Source organism: Flavobacterium restrictum, from assembly GCF_007097245.1.
GTDB lineage: Bacteria > Bacteroidota > Bacteroidia > Flavobacteriales > Flavobacteriaceae > Flavobacterium > Flavobacterium restrictum.
The window spans coordinates 46,406-67,002 of sequence record NZ_VJZT01000015.1; the positions used below are offsets into that span (position 1 = coordinate 46,406).

Consider the following 20,597-nt stretch of genomic DNA (forward strand, 5'->3'; position numbering starts at 1 on the left):
CTAGTATACATTAGTGCCACCATAATATTAGTAGGTTAAGTTTATGGTAGATTTGGGGCAAAAAGGGTGGAAGTGATTCCACCTTTTTTATTGGAATAATGTGAAAGCAAAAAAAGAGACGAATGAACCCATAGGTTATTCGTCTCTTTTTTATTTAAAGCGGATTCCGTTTTATTTCTCTAAAGCGAATCGTCTGCTTACTTCTGTCCAGTTAATTACACTAAAAAAAGCTTCAATATAATCAGGCCTTCTGTTTTGATAATGAAGATAATAAGCGTGTTCCCAAACATCCATTCCTAAAATTGGAGTTCCCCCACAACCTATTTCTGGCATTAACGGATTGTCTTGGTTTGGAGTACCGCAAACGTCTAATTTGCCTCCTTTATGAACGCACAACCAAGCCCAACCGGATCCAAATTGAGTGGCTCCTGCTTTGGCAAATTTAGCTTTAAATTCTTCAAAAGTTCCAAAAGCAGCTTCGATAGCGTCTAGCAAATCGCCACTTGGCAATCCACCACCATCAGGAGACATTACTGTCCAGAATAAATTATGATTGTAATACCCGCCACCATTGTTGCGAACTGCAGCATTGGTTTTGTCAAGATTTATCAAAATATTTTCGATTGTTTTTCCTTCCAAATCCGTTCCTGCGATAGCCGCATTTAGGTTTGTAGTGTAGGCGTTATGATGTTTAGAATGGTGAATTTCCATTGTGCGCGCATCAATATATGGTTCTAATGCGTCGTACGCATACGGTAATTGTGGTAATTCAAAAGCCATAATAGTTTTTTTTAATGATTTATAATTAGTCAAATTTATACATTTAACTTTATACTTGGAAACACTATTTTGTTATAATTTCAATAAAGGTGTAAATTTTATAATTTTTCGTTTTAGGAATGTGCCATTGCCATACAAACAATACTGATTTTGGCGCCCGGAATTTTGAGTAAGGCTTTGGAACACACTTCGAGAGTGGCTCCTGTAGTAATCACATCGTCGATTAACAAGAAATGTTTGTTGTGGTCTTTTTCGGTGTACGAAACATCAAAAACGGCATCGATTCCTTCGGTTCTTCCCAGCAGATTTTTTTTGGATTGGGTTTTCGAATAGATTTTTCGGTGCAAAAGGGTTGGATTGTAGGGGATTTCTAAATTTTGTGACAATGCGAGACCAAAAGTCGTCACTTGATTATAGCCTCTTTCTCGCCATCTTTTTTTGTGAATAGGCACAGGAATAACCTCCTGTACGGTTTGCAAGGTGTTGCTATTTTTTAAATCTTGGGCAAACCATTCGCCTAAAATAGTTCCAATTTCTTCATGCCCACGGTATTTTAAACTGTGAATCATTTCTTGAACAATTCCTTTTTTATGAAAATACGCCAAAGCCGAAACATGCTCCACAGGAATCCGACCGTAAAATTTTTTGAAAGCTTCGTTCTCCCGATTCAAATGGTGGTTGGTTAGTGGCATTTCGTGTCGGCAAACGGTACAAATTACCATTTCGTTAGACCCTAAAAAGGCTTTGCAACCCGAACAAACAGGTGGGAAAAAGAGATTGATAAGGCTTTTAATCATCTAATCAGGGATTTATTTATAAAAATAAGGAAATCATTGCTTCAAACTTCAAAAATGTTTCTTTTTTTAAGTTCACTTTTTATATTTTTGCACCACTATGGCAAAACAAGAAGATTTATTTAAGAATGTAATTTCGCACGCAAAGGAATACGGATATATTTTTCCGTCAAGCGAAATTTACGATGGTTTAAGTGCAGTCTATGATTATGCACAAAACGGAGTAGAATTAAAAAAGAACATACGCGAATATTGGTGGAAAGCAATGGTTCAAATGAACGATAATATCGTTGGATTGGATGCGGCAATATTGATGCACCCAACTACTTGGAAAGCATCGGGTCACGTTGATGCTTTCAACGATCCATTAATTGACAACAAAGATTCTAAAAAAAGATACCGAGCTGACGTTTTGATTGAAGATTATGCCGAAAAGCTAAATCTAAAAGCCAAAAAAGAAATCGAAAAAGCAAAAGCTCGTTTTGGTGATGCTTTTAACGAGCAAGAATTTATTACAACCAACGCTAGAGTGGTCGAATATTTGGCCAAAGAAAGAGAAATTCTAGAAAGAATGGCTCGTTCTTTAGGTTCAGGCGATTTAGAAGATGTAAAAGCATTAATCGAAGAACTGGAAATTGCTTGTCCCGATTCGGGTTCTCGTAATTGGACCGAAGTGCGTCAATTCAACTTGATGTTCGGCACCAAATTAGGAGCTTCTGCGGATACAGCAATGGATTTATATTTGCGTCCAGAAACGGCTCAAGGTATTTTTGTCAACTTCTTGAATGTTCAAAAATCAGGAAGAATGAAAGTTCCTTTTGGAATTGCCCAAACCGGAAAAGCGTTTAGAAATGAAATCGTTGCCAGACAGTTCATCTTCCGTATGCGTGAATTCGAACAAATGGAAATGCAGTTTTTTGTACGTCCGGGAGAAGAAATGCAATGGTACGAACATTGGAAATCAGCTCGTTTGAATTGGCATTTGTCTTTAGGTTTAGGAAAGGAAAATTACCGTTTTCACGATCACGAAAAATTAGCACATTATGCTAATGCTGCTGCCGATATTGAGTTTAATTTCCCTTTTGGATTCAAAGAATTAGAAGGAATTCACTCTAGAACTGATTTCGATTTGAAAGCACATGAACAATTTTCGGGTAGAAAATTACAGTATTTTGATGCGGAACTGAATCAAAATTATGTTCCTTATGTGGTAGAAACTTCGGTAGGTTTAGACAGAATGTTCTTGGCAGTTTTTGCAACTTCTTTGAAAGAAGAAACGTTAGAAGACGGCTCAACCAGAACAGTTCTAAAATTGCCTTCAGTTTTAGCTCCAACAAAAGCAGCTATTTTACCATTAGTTAAAAAGGACGGATTACCAGAAATCGCACATAAAATCATCGAAGATTTACGTTGGGATTTCAATGTAGCTTATGATGAAAAAGATGCTGTAGGAAGACGTTATAGAAGACAAGATGCGTTGGGAACTCCGTTCTGTATCACAGTGGATCACCAAACTATCGAAGACCAAACGGTAACCATTCGTCATAGAGATACGATGAAACAAGATCGTGTAGCGATTGCAGATTTGAAATCAATTATCGAAAATGAGGTTTCGATGAAAAATTGGTTGATGAAAATGTAATCACACATTCATTTATACGATAAAGGCTTCTCAATTGAGAAGCCTTTATTATTTGATTTAAAACCGATATCCTAATGTTATTCCGCCACGTCCCACTACTTCGGGGCTATTGCTACTGAATAAATTACGACCTATTCCTGCGTTGATTTCAAAAACGAATCCTCTTTTATGCACCCATTTTGAACCTATACCAAAACCTAGTGCCAAATCCGAATATTTTTTTCCTGCTACATCATAATCCGAATTTGTGGTCGAATTATACTCTGAATAACTACCGTTTTTACCTGTACTAATCATACTGAAACCTTCAACAAAGAAACCTGCTGCTGGTTTTTTTCCAAAATAAGCGCGATAATAAGGGCTTAAACTAAAATTGGTGTCAAAGTCTTCCTCGTTTATAAAAAACATAGAAATACCCAATCCAGAATCGTCATTGATGAGTCTTTCATAACTGATTTCGCCAGCTCCAAGTACTAGGAATAAGGCATTGCCTTTTAATTCATTTTTTTTGGATAGTGCTGTTTCGTTTTCTTGAGAAAAAGCATGTGAACCAACAACAAATAATGTGAGTAGAATTATTTTTTTCATAAGTTTTTTTTCAAATGTAGGAAAAAACTATTCAGATAAAAACAAAAAAGCTGTCAATTTTTTTGACATACTTTTTTATTTACAAATCAAATCCTATTTTAACGCCTAATTTAGTGGCGATAATAGCTGTAATTCGTTGTTTCAATTCTGGTATTTTGATGCTTTCGATTACGGCATTCGAGAAGGCGTACATCAATAAAGCTTTGGCTTCTTTTTGTGGGATTCCGCGTTGTTGCATGTAGAACATGGCGCTGTCGTCGAGTTGTCCTATGGTGCAGCCGTGCGAACATTTTACGTCATCGGCAAAAATTTCTAATTGCGGTTTGGCGTTTATAGTGGCTTTGTCACTCAATAGAATGTTATTGCTTTTTTGGAAAGCATTGGTTTTTTGGGCTTCTTTTTCTACAAAAATCTTCCCATTAAAAACACCTGTTGAACGATCCGTAAAGATGCCTTTGTAATCTTGGTGACTCTCGCAATTGGGCGTGGCATGATGTACCAACGTATAATGATCTACGTGTTGTTTCTCGCCAATGATCGTAATTCCGTTGAGGTTGCTTACAATTCTTTCGCCAAAATGATAAAAGTTCAAGTTGTTGCGGGTAAGGTTTCCACCAAAACAAAAAGTGTTTACAGATACGATACTTTCTTGTTTTTGAGAAACAAAAGTATTGTCGATAAGATTGGCTTCGAGGTTGTCGTTTTGAATTTTATAGTAATCAACAATAGCGCGTTTTTGAGCAAAAATCTCGGTAACCGAATTGGTTAAAACAGGGTTTTCGTTCAAACTTTGATGGCGTTCTATAATTTGCACATGTGAATTTTCGCCCACTATAACAAGGTTTCTGGGTTGCACCAGGAGAGCGGCTTCGCTTCCTGTAGAGAAATACATGATTTCGATAGGCTTATCGGCCACTTTGCTTTTTGGTATGTTGATGTACGCTCCTTCATTGGCAAAAGCCGTATTCAAGGAAGTTAAACTCTCGTCTTTACTGGCAATTTGGTTAAAATGGCTATCCATAACCATTTTGTATTTGGGCTTATTCAATGCCGATGACATCAAGCAAACATCGATTCCATCGTGTGTAGTTGATGACAAATGCGAACTAAAAACACCGTCTACAAAAACGACTTTGTAAGTGTCGATTTCATGTAAAAAGTATTTTTTAACATCCGAATATTGTACTACGCTTTCGTTTTTAGGAAAAACGGTAAAGTCATTTTTCAAGATGGCGTTCAACGAAGTATACTTCCAGGCTTCTTCTTTTTTGGTAGGAAAGCCTTTGTTTTCAAAGTTTTTAAGAGCCGAGGTTCTTAATTTATGTAAATCCGTGTCTATTTCTACTTGGTTTTCAAGTATCATAAACGATGATATGAGTTTTTCTATTAACATTTGTAATTATATAATTTTGCCGTGATTACTTAATTTATTTTGTATATCGCTCCAATCTCTTTCTAAATGATTTTTAATTAAATTTACTAAATCTATTAAAACATCTGTATATATTGGTTGATTTGCATCTTTTCTTTTGGTTTTTCTTAAAACATAAATTTGATTTATTCTAGAATAAACAGGGTCAACTTTCAAATCTACTTCATAAGTTTCAGTAATTATTATGAAAAGAGAATATGGATTTCCAGATTTTATTTTTTCAGCAGTTGCAATCGAACCTTCTAGCATTGTTTTGTCAATATATGTTTTACATTCTATTGAAACTACCGGAATGTTAGTTGAATATGTGCCAATATCCTGTATTGAAAGATTTAAAGGTCTGTAAATTGCAAAATCTTGATCTTTTGTATTTATCCCAACACTTGGTCCGTTAATAAAATTGTTAAGATTTTTTGCGGTAAAATATAAATTTGAATATGCTTTTATTGTCCCAACTTTTAAAACATCTTTTTCGTCTTTATTTTTTATTTTTAATTCTTCAATCAAATCATTAAATAATAAATATAAAAATTCTTCAATAATTGTAGGTCTAAATTTAGATTGTGATTTAAATATATTATCATAATTATTTTCAAAAATAAAACTATAATAATTATTTAATAGAACTGTTCTTTGTTCTATAATTTCATTTGAAAATCCTTTTAATTTCAGATTTTCTTGGAGGTAATTATAGTAAATTGGTAATAAATCATCAAAAGCTTTTTTCTGTTCTGATGAAGAAGAATCATAAACTTTTAATTTTGCTAAAAAATTTGATGCGTGAATTAATTTTTTTGGATCTAATGATTTCAAAAATTCAATTATTTTTTCTCTAGTCATGATGAATTATTCTAGGCTCATTAAATTGTAAAAATGGTTCTTTTTCAAGCCCGTTTTCTATATTTCCATTCTCGAGAACTTCTTTTATTTTAAGAGCAATTTCATAAGCCAAAAGCGGCGGAACTGCATTGCCTATTTGCTGGTACTGACTCAATCCTTTTTCCCAGCTCATTTTGGTGCGCATTCCTTCAAATAGGAAATCGTCTGGAAAAGATTGCAATCGTGCGCCTTCTCGTGCTGTAAAATTGCGGTCTAAATACGGATGAATAAAATTACTTTGAAAGGAAGCCGCCACAGTTGGTGCCGGTTTATTGCCATGCAAACGCAAATTATTTTGGCTGAATTTCACCACTGATTTCACCGCGGGATTGCCTCTTTGCACAGCTCCGTGTGTGTCCCAAACATCCAACAGGTTTTTGCCCGGTTGAATGGCTTGAAAACGGGCAATTAGCCTTTCGGTATGCTTCATCGCAATATGATTGGAAACGCTTTTGGAGTTCTTTCTCATAAAGGATTGATAGGCATTTTGTTCTTTCTTGCCGTATTTTTGTTTTTCGGTGCCTTGACCGGCGGCTATAATGGGCAAATCCGAAATGGCTTCGTCCACCGTAACTTCCTTGGCGTATTTTTTTTCTGGAAATTCGGGAATCACATTCAAATCATTCCTTATCCCAATCACAATCACTCTTTCTCGGGATTGTGGTACTCCAAAATCCGACGCTTTTAGCACTTTTAACCGAACCGTATAACCTGAATTTCCTGCTTCTTCAAACTCTTTTATAATTTGTTTGATAACTTCGCCAGCTTGCATAGAAAGCAATCCTTTGACGTTTTCCATGACAAATGCTTTGGGATTGTACCAGTTTATGGTTTTTATAAACTCATAAAACAACCTATTTCTAGGATCTTCGGCAACTTTATTTCGTAATTTATTGGCAAGGCTAAATCCTTGACAAGGTGGGCCACCTATAATAATATCGACATTTTGACCGTTGACATGTTGGTCAAAATCTTCCTTCTTGAAAGTGGATAAATCGCCACATAAAAAAGGAACATTCGGGAAATTAGTGTCAAATGTTTTTTCGCAATTTTCATCAATATCCGAAGCCAAAACCGATTTAAATCCTGCCCACGTAAACCCTAGAGTCATACCGCCACAGCCAGAAAATAAGTCTAATGTATTCATTTATTGTTGTTTGTGTTTTTAGTTTTCGGCTTTAATCCAGTCGTATCCTTTTTCTTCTAGTTCCAAGGCTAGGGAAGCATCGCCTGATTTTACAATTTTACCATTGTACAATACGTGAACAAAATCAGGAACGATATAATCCAACAATCGTTGGTAATGCGTGATAACGATGATGGCATTTTTGTCGCTTTTCAATTTGTTTACGCCGTTGGCCACAATACGCAAAGCATCGATATCCAATCCCGAATCGGTTTCGTCCAGAATGGCTAGTTTAGGCTCGAGCATGGCCATTTGAAAAATCTCATTTCGTTTTTTCTCGCCACCCGAAAATCCTTCGTTTAGGGAACGAGATAAAAATTTGCGATCGATTTCTAGCAATTCGGATTTTTCACGAATTAATTTCAACATTTCGTTGGCAGGCATTTCGTCTTTTCCTTGTGCTTTTCGAGATTCGTTGATGGCGGTACGCATAAAATTGGTTACCGAAACCCCTGGAATTTCTACAGGATATTGAAACGACAAGAAAACACCTTTGTGGGCTCGTTCTTCTGGTGCCAAATCGGATAGGTCTTCGCCGTCCAAAAAGAGTTCATCCTCCGTTACTTCATAATTTTCGTTTCCAGCAATAATGGCCGAAAGGGTACTTTTTCCAGCACCGTTTGGTCCCATAATGGCGTGTATTTCTCCCGCTTTTACTTCAAGGTTGATTCCTTTAAGGATTTCTTTGTCTCCAATGGAGGCGTGTAAATTTTTTATTGATAACATTTTGTTTATTTGTTTATTCGTAATGACCTTTTAGGGAAATAATATTTAAGATTTCGATTGTGCTCTCATCAATAATTTGATAAATAATTCTATGTTCTGCATCAATTCGTCTAGCCCAGTATCCAATTAGGTCGTGTTTTAACGCTTCTGGTTTTCCAATGCCTTCAAATGGATTTATTTGAATTGCTTTAATCAATTCGGAAATCTTTTTAATAATAATTTTATTTCCTGATTTTGACCAAAAGGCTAAATCTTTTTCGGCTTTTTTAGAATATCTTACTTCCATAGATTATCTAATTCTTCCATTGAAATTTTTACGTATTTTCCTTCTCTAACTTCTTTTGCCGCCTCCAAAATCTCTTTTACAAATTCTGGGTTATACGGTTTGTGTTCTTTTTCGATTTCAAAACCCAGTGATTTTGCTAATGATTTTAAAACGGGTAAATCTTTTTTCTTAACGTTTTTTAAAATAACATCCATAACAATTTGAATTTGATATTGTTCCTCTAAATTACAAAAAATTAACCTACCGAACCTTCCAAAGAAATCTCCAACAATTTCTGTGCTTCTACCGCAAATTCCATAGGCAATTTATTCAAAACATCTTTGCTAAAACCATTTACAATCAAGGCTATCGCTTTTTCGGTTGGAATGCCTCGTTGGTTGCAATAAAAAACTTGGTCTTCGCCAATTTTACTCGTTGTGGCCTCGTGTTCTATTTTGGCCGATGGATTTTTGCTTTCGATATACGGAAAAGTATGTGCCCCACAATTGTTGCCCATTAACAAACTATCGCATTGCGAAAAATTGCGTGCATTTTCGGCATTGGGACTGATTTTTACTAGTCCTCTATAACTATTTTGCGATTTTCCTGCCGAAATTCCTTTGGATATTATGGTTGACTTCGTGTTTTTTCCCAAATGTACCATCTTGGTTCCGGTATCGGCTTGCTGGTAATTGTTGGTTACGGCTATGGAATAAAATTCGCCTACCGAGTTATCGCCTTTCAAAACCACCGATGGGTATTTCCAGGTCACGGCCGAACCTGTTTCTACTTGTGTCCACGAGATTTTGGCGTTTTTTTCGCAAATGCCACGTTTGGTTACAAAGTTAAAAACCCCTCCTTTTCCTTCCTTATTTCCTGGATACCAGTTTTGTACGGTCGAGTATTTTATTTCGGCATTGTCCATAGCTATCAGTTCTACTACAGCGGCGTGCAATTGGTTTTCGTCACGACTTGGAGCGGTACATCCCTCAAGATAAGATACATAACTGCCTTCGTCGGCAATCAAAAGGGTTCTTTCAAATTGTCCGGTTCCGGCTTGATTGATTCGGAAATAGGTTGAAAGTTCCATCGGGCAACGAACGCCTTTTGGGATATAACAAAAACTGCCATCGGAAAAAACTGCCGAATTCAAGGCGGCATAAAAGTTGTCTTTTTGAGGCACAACGGTTCCCAAATGTTTCCGAACCAGCTCGGGATGTTCCTTAATGGCTTCGGAAATACTCATAAAAATAATGCCTTTTTCGCCCAATGTTTTCTTGAAAGTGGTGGCTACCGAAACCGAATCGACCACAATATCCATCGCTACATTGTTCATCATTTTTTGCTCATCTACAGAGATGCCCAGTTTTTTGTACATTTCCAAAAGTTCAGGATCCACATCGTCCAAGGTTTTGTTGGGATCGATTGTTTTGGGTGCCGAATAATAGGATATGGCCTGAAAATCGGGTTTGGTATACTGTACATTGGCCCATTCGGGTTCAATCATTTGTTCCCAAGCTCTAAAGGCTTCGATACGCCAATCGGTCATCCATTGGGGTTCGTCTTTCTTTTTGGAAATGGCACGCACAATATCCTCGTTTAACCCAATAGGAAAGGTTTCCGATTCCAGTTCAGTATAAAATCCGTATTCATACTCTTTATTTTCTAGTTCGATTTTTAAATCGTCTTCGGTGTATTTTGACATATTTTTAATTTAAAGATTAAAAATTTAAAGATTAAAAAACCTTAAAATCTCAAATCATTTACTTATTTCTAATTTAGAATTCAAATTTTTAATAAAATTTGATATGTTTTGCGAAATTTCAATACTCATGTTATAACTTATTTGAATATTTTCTTGCTCACAAAAACCTAACTCTTTTGACAATAGCAACATGTTTCTAACTTCCGCGCAACTTCATTTGGCATATTTTAAAAATCTAATAAATTGTCGATTGTTATTATATTCTGAACCTTCAGCAATGTTATTTGTTATGGAAACAACAGCTCTTTTGATTTGATCTTTGAAACCAAATTCTGTATCAAAATTTTTACTATTTAATAATTCGAAAACTAATTTTGTTAAAAGAATATATTTTTTACAAACTTCAAATTCTTCAAACGATTTAGTCATAATCTTTCAATTATTAAATTTTTCAATCTTTAAATGATTAAAGTGAAAACGATTCCCCACACCCGCAGGTTCTACTAGCGTTTGGATTGTTGAACACAAATCCTTTTCCGTTCAATCCGCCCGAAAACTCTAGAATTGTTCCTGCGAGATAGAGGAACGATTTTTTTTCGACTGCAATTTTTATATTATTATCTTCAAAAATTTTGTCATTTTCGCCTATGGTTTTGTCAAAAGTCAAATCATACGACAACCCAGAACATCCGCCTGATTTTACGCCTACTCGAACGTAATCTTTGGCGGAATCAAAACCGTCGTCTTTCATCATGTCGACAATTTTTTTGCTTGCTGATTCAGAAACTTGTATCATTGTTATATTGATTTTGTCTAAATTAACCGCAAAGATAGTGCATAAAAATGTTTTTCCATAACGGATAACATTTTTATAAGCAATCATAAAATAGAAAAAGTCTATCTGTTTTTGATTAAAGCAAATCGATTTTCCTAAATTGCGTTTATAAAAGTATAAAAATGAAACTCTACCCAATAGAAACTGGAAATTTCAAACTCGATGGCGGTGCTATGTTTGGCGTGGTGCCAAAGACAATTTGGAACAAAACCAATCCAGCCGACCAAAACAACTTGATAGATCTCGCAGCACGATGTCTTTTGATTGAAGACGGGAATCGCTTGATTTTGATTGATACTGGAATGGGCAACAAGCAATCCGAGAAATTTTTTGGGTATTATTCCCTTTGGGGATCACATTCCTTGGACAAATCCTTGGCACAATATGGTTTCCACCGGGTGGATATTACGGATGTTTTTTTGACGCATCTGCATTTTGATCATTGTGGCGGAAGCGTGCAATGGAATGCTAATAAAACAGGGTACGAACCCGCTTTTAAAAACGCCAAATTCTGGTCCAACCAAAACCATTGGGAATGGGCAACTATGCCTAATGCTCGGGAGAAAGCTTCATTCTTGTCCGAAAACATTTTGCCCATGCAAGAAAGCGGACAGTTGCATTTTATAGAAAGAAAAAACGGGGATTTTCAAGCGGATTCAGAGTTGGGATTTGGGATTTTTTTTGCCGATGGTCACACCGAAAAAATGATGATTCCGCACATTCAATATCAAGATAAAACAATTGTTTTTTGTGCCGATTTGCTGCCTACAGCGGGTCATATTCCGTTGCCATACGTTATGGGCTATGATACAAGACCCTTATTAACCATGCCCGAAAAAGCTAAATTTCTAGATACCGCCGCCGAAAAAAGTTATTATTTGTTCTTGGAACATGACGCCTACAACGAAATTATTACAGTCGAAAAAACCGAGAAAGGGATTTGGTTAAAAGAAGTATTTACGGCAAATGAAATTATAGCAGCACGTTAAAATTTTTATTTTTATAACAAAAAAACCTAATTTAGGCGCATATTTAACTTTGTATTTTGATTTTCAAACCAATAGTCATCGTGGTATTGGAATCAAAAAACAAATAATAACTTCTTATGAAAAAAAGTATTCTTTTGGCTTGGTTGGTTTTTCCTTTGAGTAGCCTTTTGGCGCAAAGCAACACGTACTGGCAACAGCACGTGGATTATAAAATGGATGTGGTAATGAATGTAAAAACCTATCAGTACAAAGGCAAGCAGGAGTTAGTGTACACGAACAATTCCTTGGATACTTTGCGAAAGGTTTTTTACCATTTGTATCCCAATGCTTTTCAGCCGGGAAGTGAGATGGATGCCCGAATTCAAAGCATTAAAGATCCAGATGCCCGAATGATTACCAAAACCAAAGTGAATGGTGTTGATGTCAAAGAAAGTAGGATAAAAAATTTAAAACCCAATGAAATGGGGTTTTTGAAAATTCAAAATTTCCAGCAAGACGGTGTTTCTGCCACTGCCAAAGAAGTAGGAACGATTCTCGAAGTGACTTTGGCAAAGCCATTATTACCGCATGCTACGACTACTTTTACACTTGATTTTGAAGGGCAAGTTCCTATTCAAATCAGGCGTTCAGGACGAAATAATGCCGAAGGTGTCGAATTATCAATGACGCAATGGTATCCTAAAATAGCCGAATTTGATTTTGAAGGCTGGCATGCCGATCCTTATATTGCTCGGGAATTCCATGGCGTTTGGGGCAATTTTGATGTCAATATTACCATCGATAAAGACTATATTTTGGGTGGTTCAGGGTATTTGTTAAACAAAAATGAAATAGGGTATGGCTATCAAGATGCGGGTGTTGTGGTTGCAATTCCTAAAAAAACCAAAACGCTAACTTGGCATTTTAATGCGCCAATGGTTCACGATTTTGCTTGGGCTGCTGATAAAAATTACATTCATGATGTGCTAAAAGCACCCAATAATGTCGATTTGCATTTTTTATATAAAAATGACGAAAAAGTGGTGGCAACCTGGAAACAAGCCGAACCCAAAATTGTACAACTGATGACTATTTTTAATAGTAAAGTGGGAGATTATCCCTATAAACAATATTCTGTGATTCAAGGTGGCGATGGCGGAATGGAATATGCCATGTGTACGTTGATTCTTGGCAAGGGCAAACTGGATGGATTGGTAGGTTTGATAGCACACGAAATGGGGCATTCTTGGTTCCAACATGTTTTGGCTTCCAATGAATCCAAACACGGTTGGATGGACGAAGGATTTACTTCCTATTTAGAAGATTTTGGGTCGAATGAAGTGGCCGATAAAAAGACCGATAATCCTTTTGCAAATGCCTACAAAGGCTATTATAAAATGGTGGCCTCGGGCAAAGAATTACCGCAAACTACCCACGCCGATCGTTATGACGAAAACAGTTTGTATAGCACAACTTCCTACAGTAAAGGCGAGATTTTTTTGACACAATTAGCGTATTTAATTGGGAAAGAAAACCTAGATAAAACGCTAAAACGCTATTACAGCGATTTTAAATTCAAACATCCTACGCCTAACGATATTAAGCGATCTGCCGAGCGGGTTTCAGGAGCAAACCTCGATTGGTATTTGACAGATTGGACGGAAACCACCAATACTATTGATTATGGAATCAAAGAAGTAAACGCAAATCCAGAGGCAACAACTGTAACTCTAGAACGCATTGGACGCATGCCCATGCCCATTGACCTCCTTGTTGAATATACTGATGGTGCCACCGAAAGTTTTTACATTCCGTTGCGAATGATGAGTTTTGAGAAAGAAAATCAAAATCCTACAGTAAAAAGAACCGTTTTGAGCGATTGGGCGTGGGCGTATCCCACCTATACTTTTGCATTAAAAACCAATTCTAAAACCATCAAAAAAATAACCATAGATCCAAGTGAATTCATGGCCGATGTTAAACGAGAAAATAATGTTTTTATGCAGTAATGCCATAAATAAAGTGTTATTCCTGCCACTTTAAAACAGCAATAATCCGTTGTGTATAAAACGATTTCATTTTTATACACAACGGATTTTTTTTGTTTTACTTCGAGTTAATAACTTCTCTCTACTATTTCTCGAACTTTATCTGGGGTAATGTTTTGTCTTTCTCCCAAGGCTTTCCAACCTCTTTCCTCAAATCGGTTGACAATAAAATCAGCAGCTTTCTGGTAATCATCCGTACATTCGGATAATTTAGTTTTCATTCCCATGGTATGGAAAAAAGTTACCGTTTGGGCTATAGCAGCATGGGCAATTTCCTCATCGGTTCCTGTTAAATTAAAAATGCGTTTTCCGTATTGTGCTAGTTTTCCTTTTTTGGTTTCGAACATAACGGTGTAAAGACTTGGCCCAATTATAGCCAAGGTTCTAGCATGATCAATTCCGTACAAAGCCGTTAATTCGTGCCCAATCATGTGCGTTGCCCAATCCGAAGGCACTCCTTTTTGAATTAATCCGTTCAATGCCATGGTACAACTCCACATAAAATTGGAAGCCAAAGCATAATCCGTAGGGTTTTCGACCACGGCTGGACCTACTTGAATCAAGGTTTGCAGGATACTCTCGGCGATGCGATCTTGCAAATACCCGTCATGTGGATAGGTTAAATATTGCTCCAAAACATGGGTGTAGGCATCGATAACTCCATTTTGAAGTTGCCTTTTGGGCAAAGAATCAATTACCGTTGGGTCGCAAATAGAGAATTTTGGAAACATCGCTGATCCACCAAAATCAAGTTTCTCGTGAGTGGCTTCTATTGTAATTACAGCTCCCGAGTTCATTTCGCTTCCCGTTGCTGGCAAAGTCAAAACCGTTCCAAAGGGTAGTACAGTGGCACCTTCTTTGAAAAGAATTCTCTTTTTGAGAATATCAATTGGATTTCCTTCAAAAGGAACCGCCGCCGAAATAAATTTTACGCCATCAATCACACTTCCGCCACCTACGGCAAGGATAAAATCGATTTTCTCGGCTTTTATAACCGCCACCGCTTTCATCAAAGTTTCAAAATGCGGGTTGGCTTCGATTCCTCCAAATTCTACAATATCAAATCCTGCTAGACTTTGGAGCACTTGGTCGTGAATACCATTCTTAAAAATACTTCCACCGCCATACGCCAGCATAATTTTGGCATTTGCCGGAACCAGCGTTGGTAATTTTTCTATTTGTTCTTTTCCAAAAATGATTTTGGTAGGATTGTACAATTCAAAATTGAGCATGATTTTATTTTTTTGAATTTAATTGCGCCAATAATTTTTCGGCAACCAGTTTAGACGAAGCTGGATTTTGACCCGTAATAAGCAATCCATCCTCTACAGCATACGGATGCCAATCGGCTATTTTGCTGTAAATAGCACCGTTTTTTTGTAAAACGTCTTCTAGCAAGAAAGGAACAATAGTGGTTAATCCTACGGCTTCTTCTTCGGTATTAGAAAATCCTGTTACGTTTTTTCCTTTCACCAAGAAATCGCCATTTACTTTTACATCTTTCAAAACTCCGGGTGCATGGCATACAAAACCAACGGGTTTGTTGTGGGTATAAAATGCCTCGATTAACGCAATTGAAGTGGCATCTTCGGCCAAATCCCAAAGTGGTCCGTGACCTCCTGGATAAAAAACGGCATCATAATCCGCTTGATTAATGGTGGCTAATGGAAGTGTATTTTTAAGTTTTTCTAATAAAACGGTATCGGCATCAAATCGTTTGGTATCTTCGGTCGCAGCCGATGGATCCGCACTTTTTGGGTCAATTGGAGGTTGTCCGCCCAGAGGAGTTGCAATGTCAATATGCACACCTTGATCCGCAAGTGCATAATAAGGTGCTGCTAATTCCTCTGTCCAAAAACCTGTTTTTTCGCCTGTGTTGCCTAGTTTATCGTGACTGGTAACAACAAATAATACTTTTTTCATTTTTTTTATTTTTGTGCAAAAGCGGTAAGCAATTTGCGGTTCGTATTCGTTTAAAAAATGCAATTGTAACTACAACTGCTTTTTGTTGATACAAATTTAGGGCTATTATGTTATTTGTAAAAATAATTTAAGTTATGTTTGTGATAAATATAATTATATCATGGTCAATCTCGAATGGTACCGAACATTCAAATCGGTGTATAAAAACGGCAATTTTTCTTTGGCTGCCAAAGAATTATTCATCAGTCAACCTGCTGTAAGCCAGCAAATAGCCATGCTAGAAGCACATGTGGGGTACAAATTATTTAACCGGAAATCAAAAGGCGTAGAAGCAACGGATTATGCCAAGTTGCTCAATAACTTAATTATTGACGCTTTAGACCGATTAGAGAATGTCGAGAATGGTTTTCGAGCCAAAGCTTTTAATGCCAATAGGTTAATTTCGGTTGGAATTTCTAGGCATTTAATGAGCAGTTTGGGCAGTGTACTGCTTTCAAAATTTGATTTTATCGATTTCAGCTTTCATAAAAACGAAGCTCTTTTTGAATTGGTCGACACCAAAAAAATTGATTTTGCCATCGTTACCCAGCAGTACGACACCTTTGATACCATCCAGAAAAAGGTGGGCGAAATCAAGCAAATTATTGTGAGCTCCGCTACTATTGATCTTACAGATGTAAAAAAAAATATAGAAAAGAACGACTTACTAGGTACCGAGCAGTGGTTAAACGAACAAAAATGGTTTAGTTACGATGCTAGAATTCCGCACATCAAAGTGTTTTGGTTGCATGTTTTTAACAAAAAACGTCCCTCGATGGTGCCTAATTACATCATTCCCTCCGAATATGAAATGTTAGAAATTCTTTCTAAAAACACGGGAATTGCGGTGGCTTGGAATGTAAACGCCACAACATTTATTGCAAACAAAAAACTGCAATTGGTCTGGAATAGTCCGCAAATGCCAGCTACGGATGTGTTTTTATTATCAGGAAAAAACAACAATTTGAGTGCAATTTTTGAAAGTATCGCTTTAGAATTGATGGCGGTTTTAGGGTAATTAAGTAAGTCTAAAGTTTAAATGTCGTAAAGTCGAAAGACCTAAAATTACGTAAAATCACTAGATATTAGTCGGTTATATCATTTCGTTAGATTTTAAAACACGACATTAAATTATGCTTATTACTTACTTCCTATAAAAATTATTATGGTCAATATAATCCCAAACTTTTGCGGGTAAAAGTGGCTGCACGTTTTTGCTTTTTTTGATGTTTTCCCGAATAAAGGTCGCTGATATTTCGACCACGGGAGCGTCTATCATGTGAATTTTTGGATGGTTTTTTAGCGCATTATTTTGATTTTCCAGTTCGTTTTTAGGGTCGGATGAAATGCGCGGGTAGACATAAATCTCATAGTTTTCCAGAATCGCTTCGTAGTTTTTCCATTTGTGCAACGATTTCAAATTGTCCTCGCCCATAATTAATGAAAAAACGTAATTGGGATGTTTTTCCTGCAAGTGAACCAGCGTATTTACCGTATAATTGGGTTGCGCTAACTTGAACTCTATATCGGATGGTTTTATTTTAGGGAAATCCTCGGTGGTAAGGTGCACCATTTGTAAACGGTGGTAATCGTCGAGTAAAGTGCTTTTCTTTTTGAGCGGATTGTGTGGGGTTACCACCATCCAAACTTGATCTAAATCAGCATGTTCTGCCATGTGATTGGCAATGATGAGGTGTCCAACATGAATGGGGTTAAAGGTCCCAAAATAAAGTCCTATTTTCATTGTGCTATAGCTAAAGAATCTAAAAAATGGAAAACGCTAAAAAAAGTTAAGGTGTTAGAGTTTATTCTTTCACAAAATCCTTTACTAATTGATAGGCTTCCTCGAGGGCGATATTCAAATCATAATTTTTGATAACGACATCAAATTGTGGTGCAGTAGCCAATTCAACGTGGGCTTTGGCAATGCGCATGTTGATTTTTTCGTCGGTTTCGGTGGAGCGTTCCTTTAGTCTTCGTTTGAGTTCGTCCACGCTGGGTGGTTTTACAAAAACAGCCAAGGTTTCCTCGGGAAATTTATGCTTGATGCGCAAACCTCCGGCGACATCAATGTCAAAAATAACGTTTTTTCCAAGAGCCCATATACGTTCTACTTCACTTTTTAAGGTGCCGTAAAAATTATCTCTATAGACTTCTTCCCACTCGACAAAATGGTCGTTTTTGATGTGGTTTTTAAAATCAGAAAGCGACATAAAGTAATAATCTTTGCCACTTATTTCTTCGCCACGCGCCTCACGTGTAGCCGCCGAGATGGAGAACTCTAAATTCAAGTCTTCCTTGCTTAACAAATGCCTAACAATAGTGGTTTTCCCTGAACCCGATGGTGCTGAAAATACAATTAATTTTCCTTTTTTCATTGTGTATTAATGCTGTTTTTTGAATAAAGTAATTTCGCTCTACTGCTATCTAAAATTCCTGTTATTGGTATTTCTAAAAAATAATCTAATTGCCATTTCTGTGTTTTTTGAGCTTGTTTGTTTTCTACCAAATCCCAAATTGTATATACTCGAATCGCTCTTTTGCCCTCTTTTTTATGGGAAACAATTCCTTTTTCAACAAGCACCGCTTTAGGGAATACAAATTGTCCAAAATTGCTTTTGGTTTTTACATTTATCACAAACAAGTCAATATCGTCTGAAATTTCGAAGGGTTCAATTGGGCTTTTCTTGGTTTTTCGTTTCCACAAAGTAACGAATTGTCCTGTTTTTGTAGGTGTTATTTTTGCCTGACGAAGAACAATTTTTAAACCATTTACCCCTAACCGATGTGCCCCATAGTCCGAACTTTCTTTCTCTACAACAACATTCGATAGTTCAAAACCGCAACTGTCGAAAAGAATTTTTTTGGTTTCAGTTAAAATGGAATCCATCTTTACTTTTCTCTTTTTTCTAAAATCTTACAACACATTCAAAACTTGCTCCTTAATCTTCTCTAATTCATCCTTCATCATCACGACCAATTTTTGCATTTGGGCATGATTCGATTTGGATCCCATGGTGTTGATTTCGCGTCCCATTTCTTGGGTAATGAAGCCTAGTTTTCTTCCATTGGCCTCCGTTCCGTTGATGGTTTCTAGGAAATAATCGAGGTGGTTGGTCAAGCGTACTTTCTCCTCGGTAATATCCAGTTTTTCCAAGTAATAAATGAGTTCTTGCTCGAAACGGTTTTCGTCTACATTGACTTTTAGCTCGGCAATGGCGGTTTGCAAGCGGTCTTTTATGGCTTGAACACGTTCTGGATCCAACGCCAAAGCGTCATTCATGTATTGGCGAATATTTCCAATTCTTAATTGGAATTCTTTTTCTAGGGATTGTCCTTCGTCTTTTCTGAAAGTCAAGATATTTTGCAACGCCTCTTCGATAACAGTTTGGATTTGAACCCAGTCATTTTCGTCTATTTCGTCACGCTCAATTTTCATGGTATCGGGCATGCGGACGGCCATTTTCATCAACTCGGTTTCGTCGGCATTGGCATAGACTTCTCGCAATTGATTGATGTACGCTTTTACAATGGGAACATTTACTCTGGTTGAGGTTTGCTCTGCGGTACTTTCGATAAAAATAGAAAAATCTACTTTACCTCTTTCTAGTTTCAAGGCAATTTGATTGCGTAAACCCAGCTCCATTTCGCGGTAAAGCGACGGCATTCTAACACTTAAGTCCAAGCCTTTGCTGTTTAAGGATTTTACTTCAACTGTAATTTTTCTGGTTGGTAATTGCAAAGTGGCTTTACCAAAACCGGTCATCGATTGTATCATATTTTTTTCTAAAAGTGGTCAAAGATAAGGAAAAAGTGGTCATTAATATAGGGTTTGACGTCCTACTCCTTATTTAAAGCCTTCATCACCTGCAGCATGTTTTGTTGCGTGTTGCCAATGTAAATTTTGCCATCAATGATAAAAATGGGACGACTCAAAAAAGTGTAGTGTTCCAAGATGTATTTTTTATAATCGGCTTCGGTGAGGGATTTGTTTTTTAAATCCATCGATTTGTACAATTGTGCTTTTTTGCTAAACAATGCTTCGTAACTCCCTGAAAGTTCGTGCATTTTCTCGAGTTCTGCTACCGTTATGGGGTCTTGCTTGATGTCATGAAAAGCTAAATTATGGTCTTTTGGAAGTGATTTTATAATTTTTCGGCAGGTGTCGCAAGAGGCGAGGTAGTATATGGTGTTCATTTTTTTTGGATTTCTAAATACAAAGAAAACCATTTGATGGTTAAAATGATTAATTTTATGCAAAAAAATAACCATGCAACACACATTTGAAATTAATAGAATAAGTAGAAAATGGGCGACTCAATTTCTAGAGAACTACACCTTGGAACAACTCAATAAAATCCCCGAGGGTTTTAGCAATAATTTGATTTGGAATATTGGTCATATTCTGGTTACCCAGCAAGTATTGGTGTATAAATTATCGGGTTTGCCTATGTTGGTTTCCGAAGAATTGATTGATAAATATCGAAAAGGAACCAAGCCAGAACACGACGTCACTCAAGCCGAAGTCGATGAAATTAAGACGGTATTGCTACCAACAATTGACAAAATGGAACTAGATTATAATGAAAAACTGTTTCAAAATTTTGTCGAATATCCTACTTCTACGGGTTTTGTTTTAAAATCTACCGAGGATGCCATGCTTTTTAATGCTTTTCACGAAGGATTACATGTGGGGATTATGATGAGTATTCGAAAGTTCGTTTAACCACTTTTATCCCTTAAAAACAGGAATGCCCCAAAATAGTAATTGACTTTTTGGGGCATTC

Annotated in this window: 24 protein-coding genes; 5 read left to right on the forward strand and 19 right to left on the reverse strand. The window is 36.7% G+C overall.

The genetic code is table 11. From position 1 onward, the window contains the following. Nucleotides 1–171: 171 nt before the first annotated feature. Together FNW21_RS13225 and FNW21_RS13230 are read right to left on the reverse strand one after the other, a co-directional pair. Nucleotides 172–780 carry a superoxide dismutase gene (locus FNW21_RS13225; RefSeq protein ID WP_144257231.1) on the reverse strand — a complete coding sequence of 203 codons (609 nt, stop codon included), beginning with the start codon at nt 778–780 and terminating at the stop codon, nt 172–174. 113 nt (nt 781–893) lie between these two features. Beyond that, nucleotides 894–1,577, reverse strand: coding sequence for a ComF family protein (locus FNW21_RS13230; protein ID WP_144257232.1), 684 nt, complete (start codon nt 1,575–1,577; stop codon nt 894–896). A gap of 97 nt (nt 1,578–1,674) precedes the next feature. Here FNW21_RS13230 and FNW21_RS13235 point away from each other — a divergent pair, with 97 nt between their 5' ends. Further along, entirely contained in the window at nt 1,675–3,216 is a 1,542-nt protein-coding gene (locus FNW21_RS13235; protein WP_144257233.1) for a glycine--tRNA ligase, read from the forward strand. Nucleotides 3,217–3,273: 57 nt separating this feature from the next. Here FNW21_RS13235 and FNW21_RS13240 read toward each other — a convergent pair whose 3' ends face one another. The 10 genes from FNW21_RS13240 to FNW21_RS13285 all read right to left on the reverse strand — a co-directional run bounded on the left by FNW21_RS13240 (nt 3,274) and on the right by FNW21_RS13285 (nt 10,793). Further along, complete coding sequence (locus tag FNW21_RS13240) at nt 3,274–3,804, reverse strand: DUF3575 domain-containing protein (protein ID WP_144257234.1); 531 nt, start codon at nt 3,802–3,804, stop codon at nt 3,274–3,276. Between the two features lie 79 nt (nt 3,805–3,883). Next, the gene (gene sufD, locus FNW21_RS13245; RefSeq protein WP_144257235.1) at nt 3,884–5,197 is read right to left on the reverse strand and encodes a Fe-S cluster assembly protein SufD; all 1,314 of its coding nucleotides are present in this window, start codon (nt 5,195–5,197) and stop codon (nt 3,884–3,886) included. Between the two features lie 6 nt (nt 5,198–5,203). After that, the gene (locus FNW21_RS13250; protein WP_144257236.1) at nt 5,204–6,076 is read right to left on the reverse strand and encodes a Bpu10I family restriction endonuclease; all 873 of its coding nucleotides are present in this window, start codon (nt 6,074–6,076) and stop codon (nt 5,204–5,206) included. Continuing rightward, entirely contained in the window at nt 6,069–7,262 is a 1,194-nt protein-coding gene (locus tag FNW21_RS13255; protein ID WP_144257237.1) for a DNA cytosine methyltransferase, read from the reverse strand. Before FNW21_RS13255 ends, FNW21_RS13250 begins: the two co-directional genes overlap by 8 nt. Before the next feature lie 18 nt (nt 7,263–7,280). Then, nucleotides 7,281–8,027 carry a Fe-S cluster assembly ATPase SufC gene (gene sufC, locus FNW21_RS13260; protein WP_144257238.1) on the reverse strand — a complete coding sequence of 249 codons (747 nt, stop codon included), beginning with the start codon at nt 8,025–8,027 and terminating at the stop codon, nt 7,281–7,283. A gap of 13 nt (nt 8,028–8,040) precedes the next feature. Then, complete coding sequence (locus FNW21_RS13265; protein WP_144257239.1) at nt 8,041–8,313, reverse strand: Txe/YoeB family addiction module toxin; 273 nt, start codon at nt 8,311–8,313, stop codon at nt 8,041–8,043. Then, entirely contained in the window at nt 8,304–8,507 is a 204-nt protein-coding gene (locus FNW21_RS13270; RefSeq protein ID WP_144257240.1) for a DUF2683 family protein, read from the reverse strand. Before FNW21_RS13270 ends, FNW21_RS13265 begins: the two co-directional genes overlap by 10 nt. 41 nt (nt 8,508–8,548) lie before the next feature. After that, nucleotides 8,549–9,997, reverse strand: coding sequence for a Fe-S cluster assembly protein SufB (gene sufB, locus FNW21_RS13275; protein WP_144257241.1), 1,449 nt, complete (start codon nt 9,995–9,997; stop codon nt 8,549–8,551). A gap of 213 nt (nt 9,998–10,210) precedes the next feature. Next, entirely contained in the window at nt 10,211–10,426 is a 216-nt protein-coding gene (locus tag FNW21_RS13280; protein ID WP_144257242.1) for a four helix bundle protein, read from the reverse strand. 37 nt (nt 10,427–10,463) lie between these two features. Continuing rightward, nucleotides 10,464–10,793 (reverse strand): HesB/IscA family protein, encoded by a 330-nt coding sequence (locus tag FNW21_RS13285; RefSeq protein WP_144257243.1) that lies wholly within the window; start codon nt 10,791–10,793, stop codon nt 10,464–10,466. A gap of 161 nt (nt 10,794–10,954) precedes the next feature. Here FNW21_RS13285 and FNW21_RS13290 point away from each other — a divergent pair, with 161 nt between their 5' ends. Continuing rightward, nucleotides 10,955–11,821 (forward strand): MBL fold metallo-hydrolase, encoded by an 867-nt coding sequence (locus FNW21_RS13290; protein ID WP_144257244.1) that lies wholly within the window; start codon nt 10,955–10,957, stop codon nt 11,819–11,821. 116 nt (nt 11,822–11,937) lie between these two features. Further along, the gene (locus FNW21_RS13295; protein WP_144257245.1) at nt 11,938–13,809 is read left to right on the forward strand and encodes a M1 family metallopeptidase; all 1,872 of its coding nucleotides are present in this window, start codon (nt 11,938–11,940) and stop codon (nt 13,807–13,809) included. 107 nt (nt 13,810–13,916) lie between these two features. On the opposite strand, the gene FNW21_RS13300 is transcribed toward FNW21_RS13295, so the two are convergent. Next, nucleotides 13,917–15,080: an iron-containing alcohol dehydrogenase gene (locus tag FNW21_RS13300; RefSeq protein WP_144257246.1), complete on the reverse strand. Its 1,164-nt coding sequence runs from the start codon at nt 15,078–15,080 to the stop codon at nt 13,917–13,919. Between the two features lie 4 nt (nt 15,081–15,084). Continuing rightward, nucleotides 15,085–15,771: a type 1 glutamine amidotransferase domain-containing protein gene (locus tag FNW21_RS13305; RefSeq protein ID WP_144257247.1), complete on the reverse strand. Its 687-nt coding sequence runs from the start codon at nt 15,769–15,771 to the stop codon at nt 15,085–15,087. Between the two features lie 160 nt (nt 15,772–15,931). On the opposite strand from FNW21_RS13305, the gene FNW21_RS13310 reads away from it, so the two are divergent. Then, complete coding sequence (locus FNW21_RS13310; RefSeq protein ID WP_144257248.1) at nt 15,932–16,828, forward strand: LysR family transcriptional regulator; 897 nt, start codon at nt 15,932–15,934, stop codon at nt 16,826–16,828. A 126-nt stretch (nt 16,829–16,954) separates the two neighbouring features. Here the strand turns inward: FNW21_RS13310 and nadD are convergent, their stop codons facing one another. The 5 genes from nadD to FNW21_RS13335 all read right to left on the reverse strand — a co-directional run bounded on the left by nadD (nt 16,955) and on the right by FNW21_RS13335 (nt 20,007). Then, the gene (nadD, locus tag FNW21_RS13315; RefSeq protein WP_144257249.1) at nt 16,955–17,554 is read right to left on the reverse strand and encodes a nicotinate (nicotinamide) nucleotide adenylyltransferase; all 600 of its coding nucleotides are present in this window, start codon (nt 17,552–17,554) and stop codon (nt 16,955–16,957) included. 61 nt (nt 17,555–17,615) lie between these two features. Then, nucleotides 17,616–18,188, reverse strand: a complete 573-nt coding sequence (gene gmk / locus FNW21_RS13320; protein ID WP_144257250.1) for a guanylate kinase — start codon at nt 18,186–18,188, stop codon at nt 17,616–17,618. Beyond that, nucleotides 18,185–18,700: a MepB family protein gene (locus tag FNW21_RS13325; RefSeq protein ID WP_144257251.1), complete on the reverse strand. Its 516-nt coding sequence runs from the start codon at nt 18,698–18,700 to the stop codon at nt 18,185–18,187. Before FNW21_RS13325 ends, gmk begins: the two co-directional genes overlap by 4 nt. A gap of 27 nt (nt 18,701–18,727) precedes the next feature. Then, nucleotides 18,728–19,588 carry a YicC/YloC family endoribonuclease gene (locus tag FNW21_RS13330; protein WP_144257252.1) on the reverse strand — a complete coding sequence of 287 codons (861 nt, stop codon included), beginning with the start codon at nt 19,586–19,588 and terminating at the stop codon, nt 18,728–18,730. Nucleotides 19,589–19,650: 62 nt separating this feature from the next. After that, entirely contained in the window at nt 19,651–20,007 is a 357-nt protein-coding gene (locus FNW21_RS13335) for an arsenate reductase family protein (protein WP_144257253.1), read from the reverse strand. 73 nt (nt 20,008–20,080) lie between these two features. Between FNW21_RS13335 and FNW21_RS13340 the strand changes: the two genes are divergently transcribed. After that, nucleotides 20,081–20,536 (forward strand): DinB family protein, encoded by a 456-nt coding sequence (locus FNW21_RS13340; protein WP_144257254.1) that lies wholly within the window; start codon nt 20,081–20,083, stop codon nt 20,534–20,536. The last annotated feature ends 61 nt before the right edge of the window (nt 20,537–20,597 follow it).

Excerpts from the sequence above, each read along its gene's own strand:
- FNW21_RS13225 (WP_144257231.1), bottom strand. The coding sequence starts at position 780 with ATGGCTTTTGAATTACCACAATTACCGTATGCGTACGACGCATTAGAA.
- FNW21_RS13230 (WP_144257232.1), bottom strand. The coding sequence starts at position 1,577 with ATGATTAAAAGCCTTATCAATCTCTTTTTCCCACCTGTTTGTTCGGGT.
- FNW21_RS13235 (WP_144257233.1), top strand. The coding sequence starts at position 1,675 with ATGGCAAAACAAGAAGATTTATTTAAGAATGTAATTTCGCACGCAAAG.
- FNW21_RS13240 (WP_144257234.1), bottom strand. The coding sequence starts at position 3,804 with ATGAAAAAAATAATTCTACTCACATTATTTGTTGTTGGTTCACATGCT.
- sufD (WP_144257235.1), bottom strand. The coding sequence starts at position 5,197 with ATGTTAATAGAAAAACTCATATCATCGTTTATGATACTTGAAAACCAA.
- FNW21_RS13250 (WP_144257236.1), bottom strand. The coding sequence starts at position 6,076 with ATGACTAGAGAAAAAATAATTGAATTTTTGAAATCATTAGATCCAAAA.
- FNW21_RS13255 (WP_144257237.1), bottom strand. The coding sequence starts at position 7,262 with ATGAATACATTAGACTTATTTTCTGGCTGTGGCGGTATGACTCTAGGG.
- sufC (WP_144257238.1), bottom strand. The coding sequence starts at position 8,027 with ATGTTATCAATAAAAAATTTACACGCCTCCATTGGAGACAAAGAAATC.
- FNW21_RS13265 (WP_144257239.1), bottom strand. The coding sequence starts at position 8,313 with ATGGAAGTAAGATATTCTAAAAAAGCCGAAAAAGATTTAGCCTTTTGG.
- FNW21_RS13270 (WP_144257240.1), bottom strand. The coding sequence starts at position 8,507 with ATGGATGTTATTTTAAAAAACGTTAAGAAAAAAGATTTACCCGTTTTA.
- sufB (WP_144257241.1), bottom strand. The coding sequence starts at position 9,997 with ATGTCAAAATACACCGAAGACGATTTAAAAATCGAACTAGAAAATAAA.
- FNW21_RS13280 (WP_144257242.1), bottom strand. The coding sequence starts at position 10,426 with ATGACTAAATCGTTTGAAGAATTTGAAGTTTGTAAAAAATATATTCTT.
- FNW21_RS13285 (WP_144257243.1), bottom strand. The coding sequence starts at position 10,793 with ATGATACAAGTTTCTGAATCAGCAAGCAAAAAAATTGTCGACATGATG.
- FNW21_RS13290 (WP_144257244.1), top strand. The coding sequence starts at position 10,955 with ATGAAACTCTACCCAATAGAAACTGGAAATTTCAAACTCGATGGCGGT.
- FNW21_RS13295 (WP_144257245.1), top strand. The coding sequence starts at position 11,938 with ATGAAAAAAAGTATTCTTTTGGCTTGGTTGGTTTTTCCTTTGAGTAGC.
- FNW21_RS13300 (WP_144257246.1), bottom strand. The coding sequence starts at position 15,080 with ATGCTCAATTTTGAATTGTACAATCCTACCAAAATCATTTTTGGAAAA.
- FNW21_RS13305 (WP_144257247.1), bottom strand. The coding sequence starts at position 15,771 with ATGAAAAAAGTATTATTTGTTGTTACCAGTCACGATAAACTAGGCAAC.
- FNW21_RS13310 (WP_144257248.1), top strand. The coding sequence starts at position 15,932 with ATGGTCAATCTCGAATGGTACCGAACATTCAAATCGGTGTATAAAAAC.
- nadD (WP_144257249.1), bottom strand. The coding sequence starts at position 17,554 with ATGAAAATAGGACTTTATTTTGGGACCTTTAACCCCATTCATGTTGGA.
- gmk (WP_144257250.1), bottom strand. The coding sequence starts at position 18,188 with ATGAAAAAAGGAAAATTAATTGTATTTTCAGCACCATCGGGTTCAGGG.
- FNW21_RS13325 (WP_144257251.1), bottom strand. The coding sequence starts at position 18,700 with ATGGATTCCATTTTAACTGAAACCAAAAAAATTCTTTTCGACAGTTGC.
- FNW21_RS13330 (WP_144257252.1), bottom strand. The coding sequence starts at position 19,588 with ATGATACAATCGATGACCGGTTTTGGTAAAGCCACTTTGCAATTACCA.
- FNW21_RS13335 (WP_144257253.1), bottom strand. The coding sequence starts at position 20,007 with ATGAACACCATATACTACCTCGCCTCTTGCGACACCTGCCGAAAAATT.
- FNW21_RS13340 (WP_144257254.1), top strand. The coding sequence starts at position 20,081 with ATGCAACACACATTTGAAATTAATAGAATAAGTAGAAAATGGGCGACT.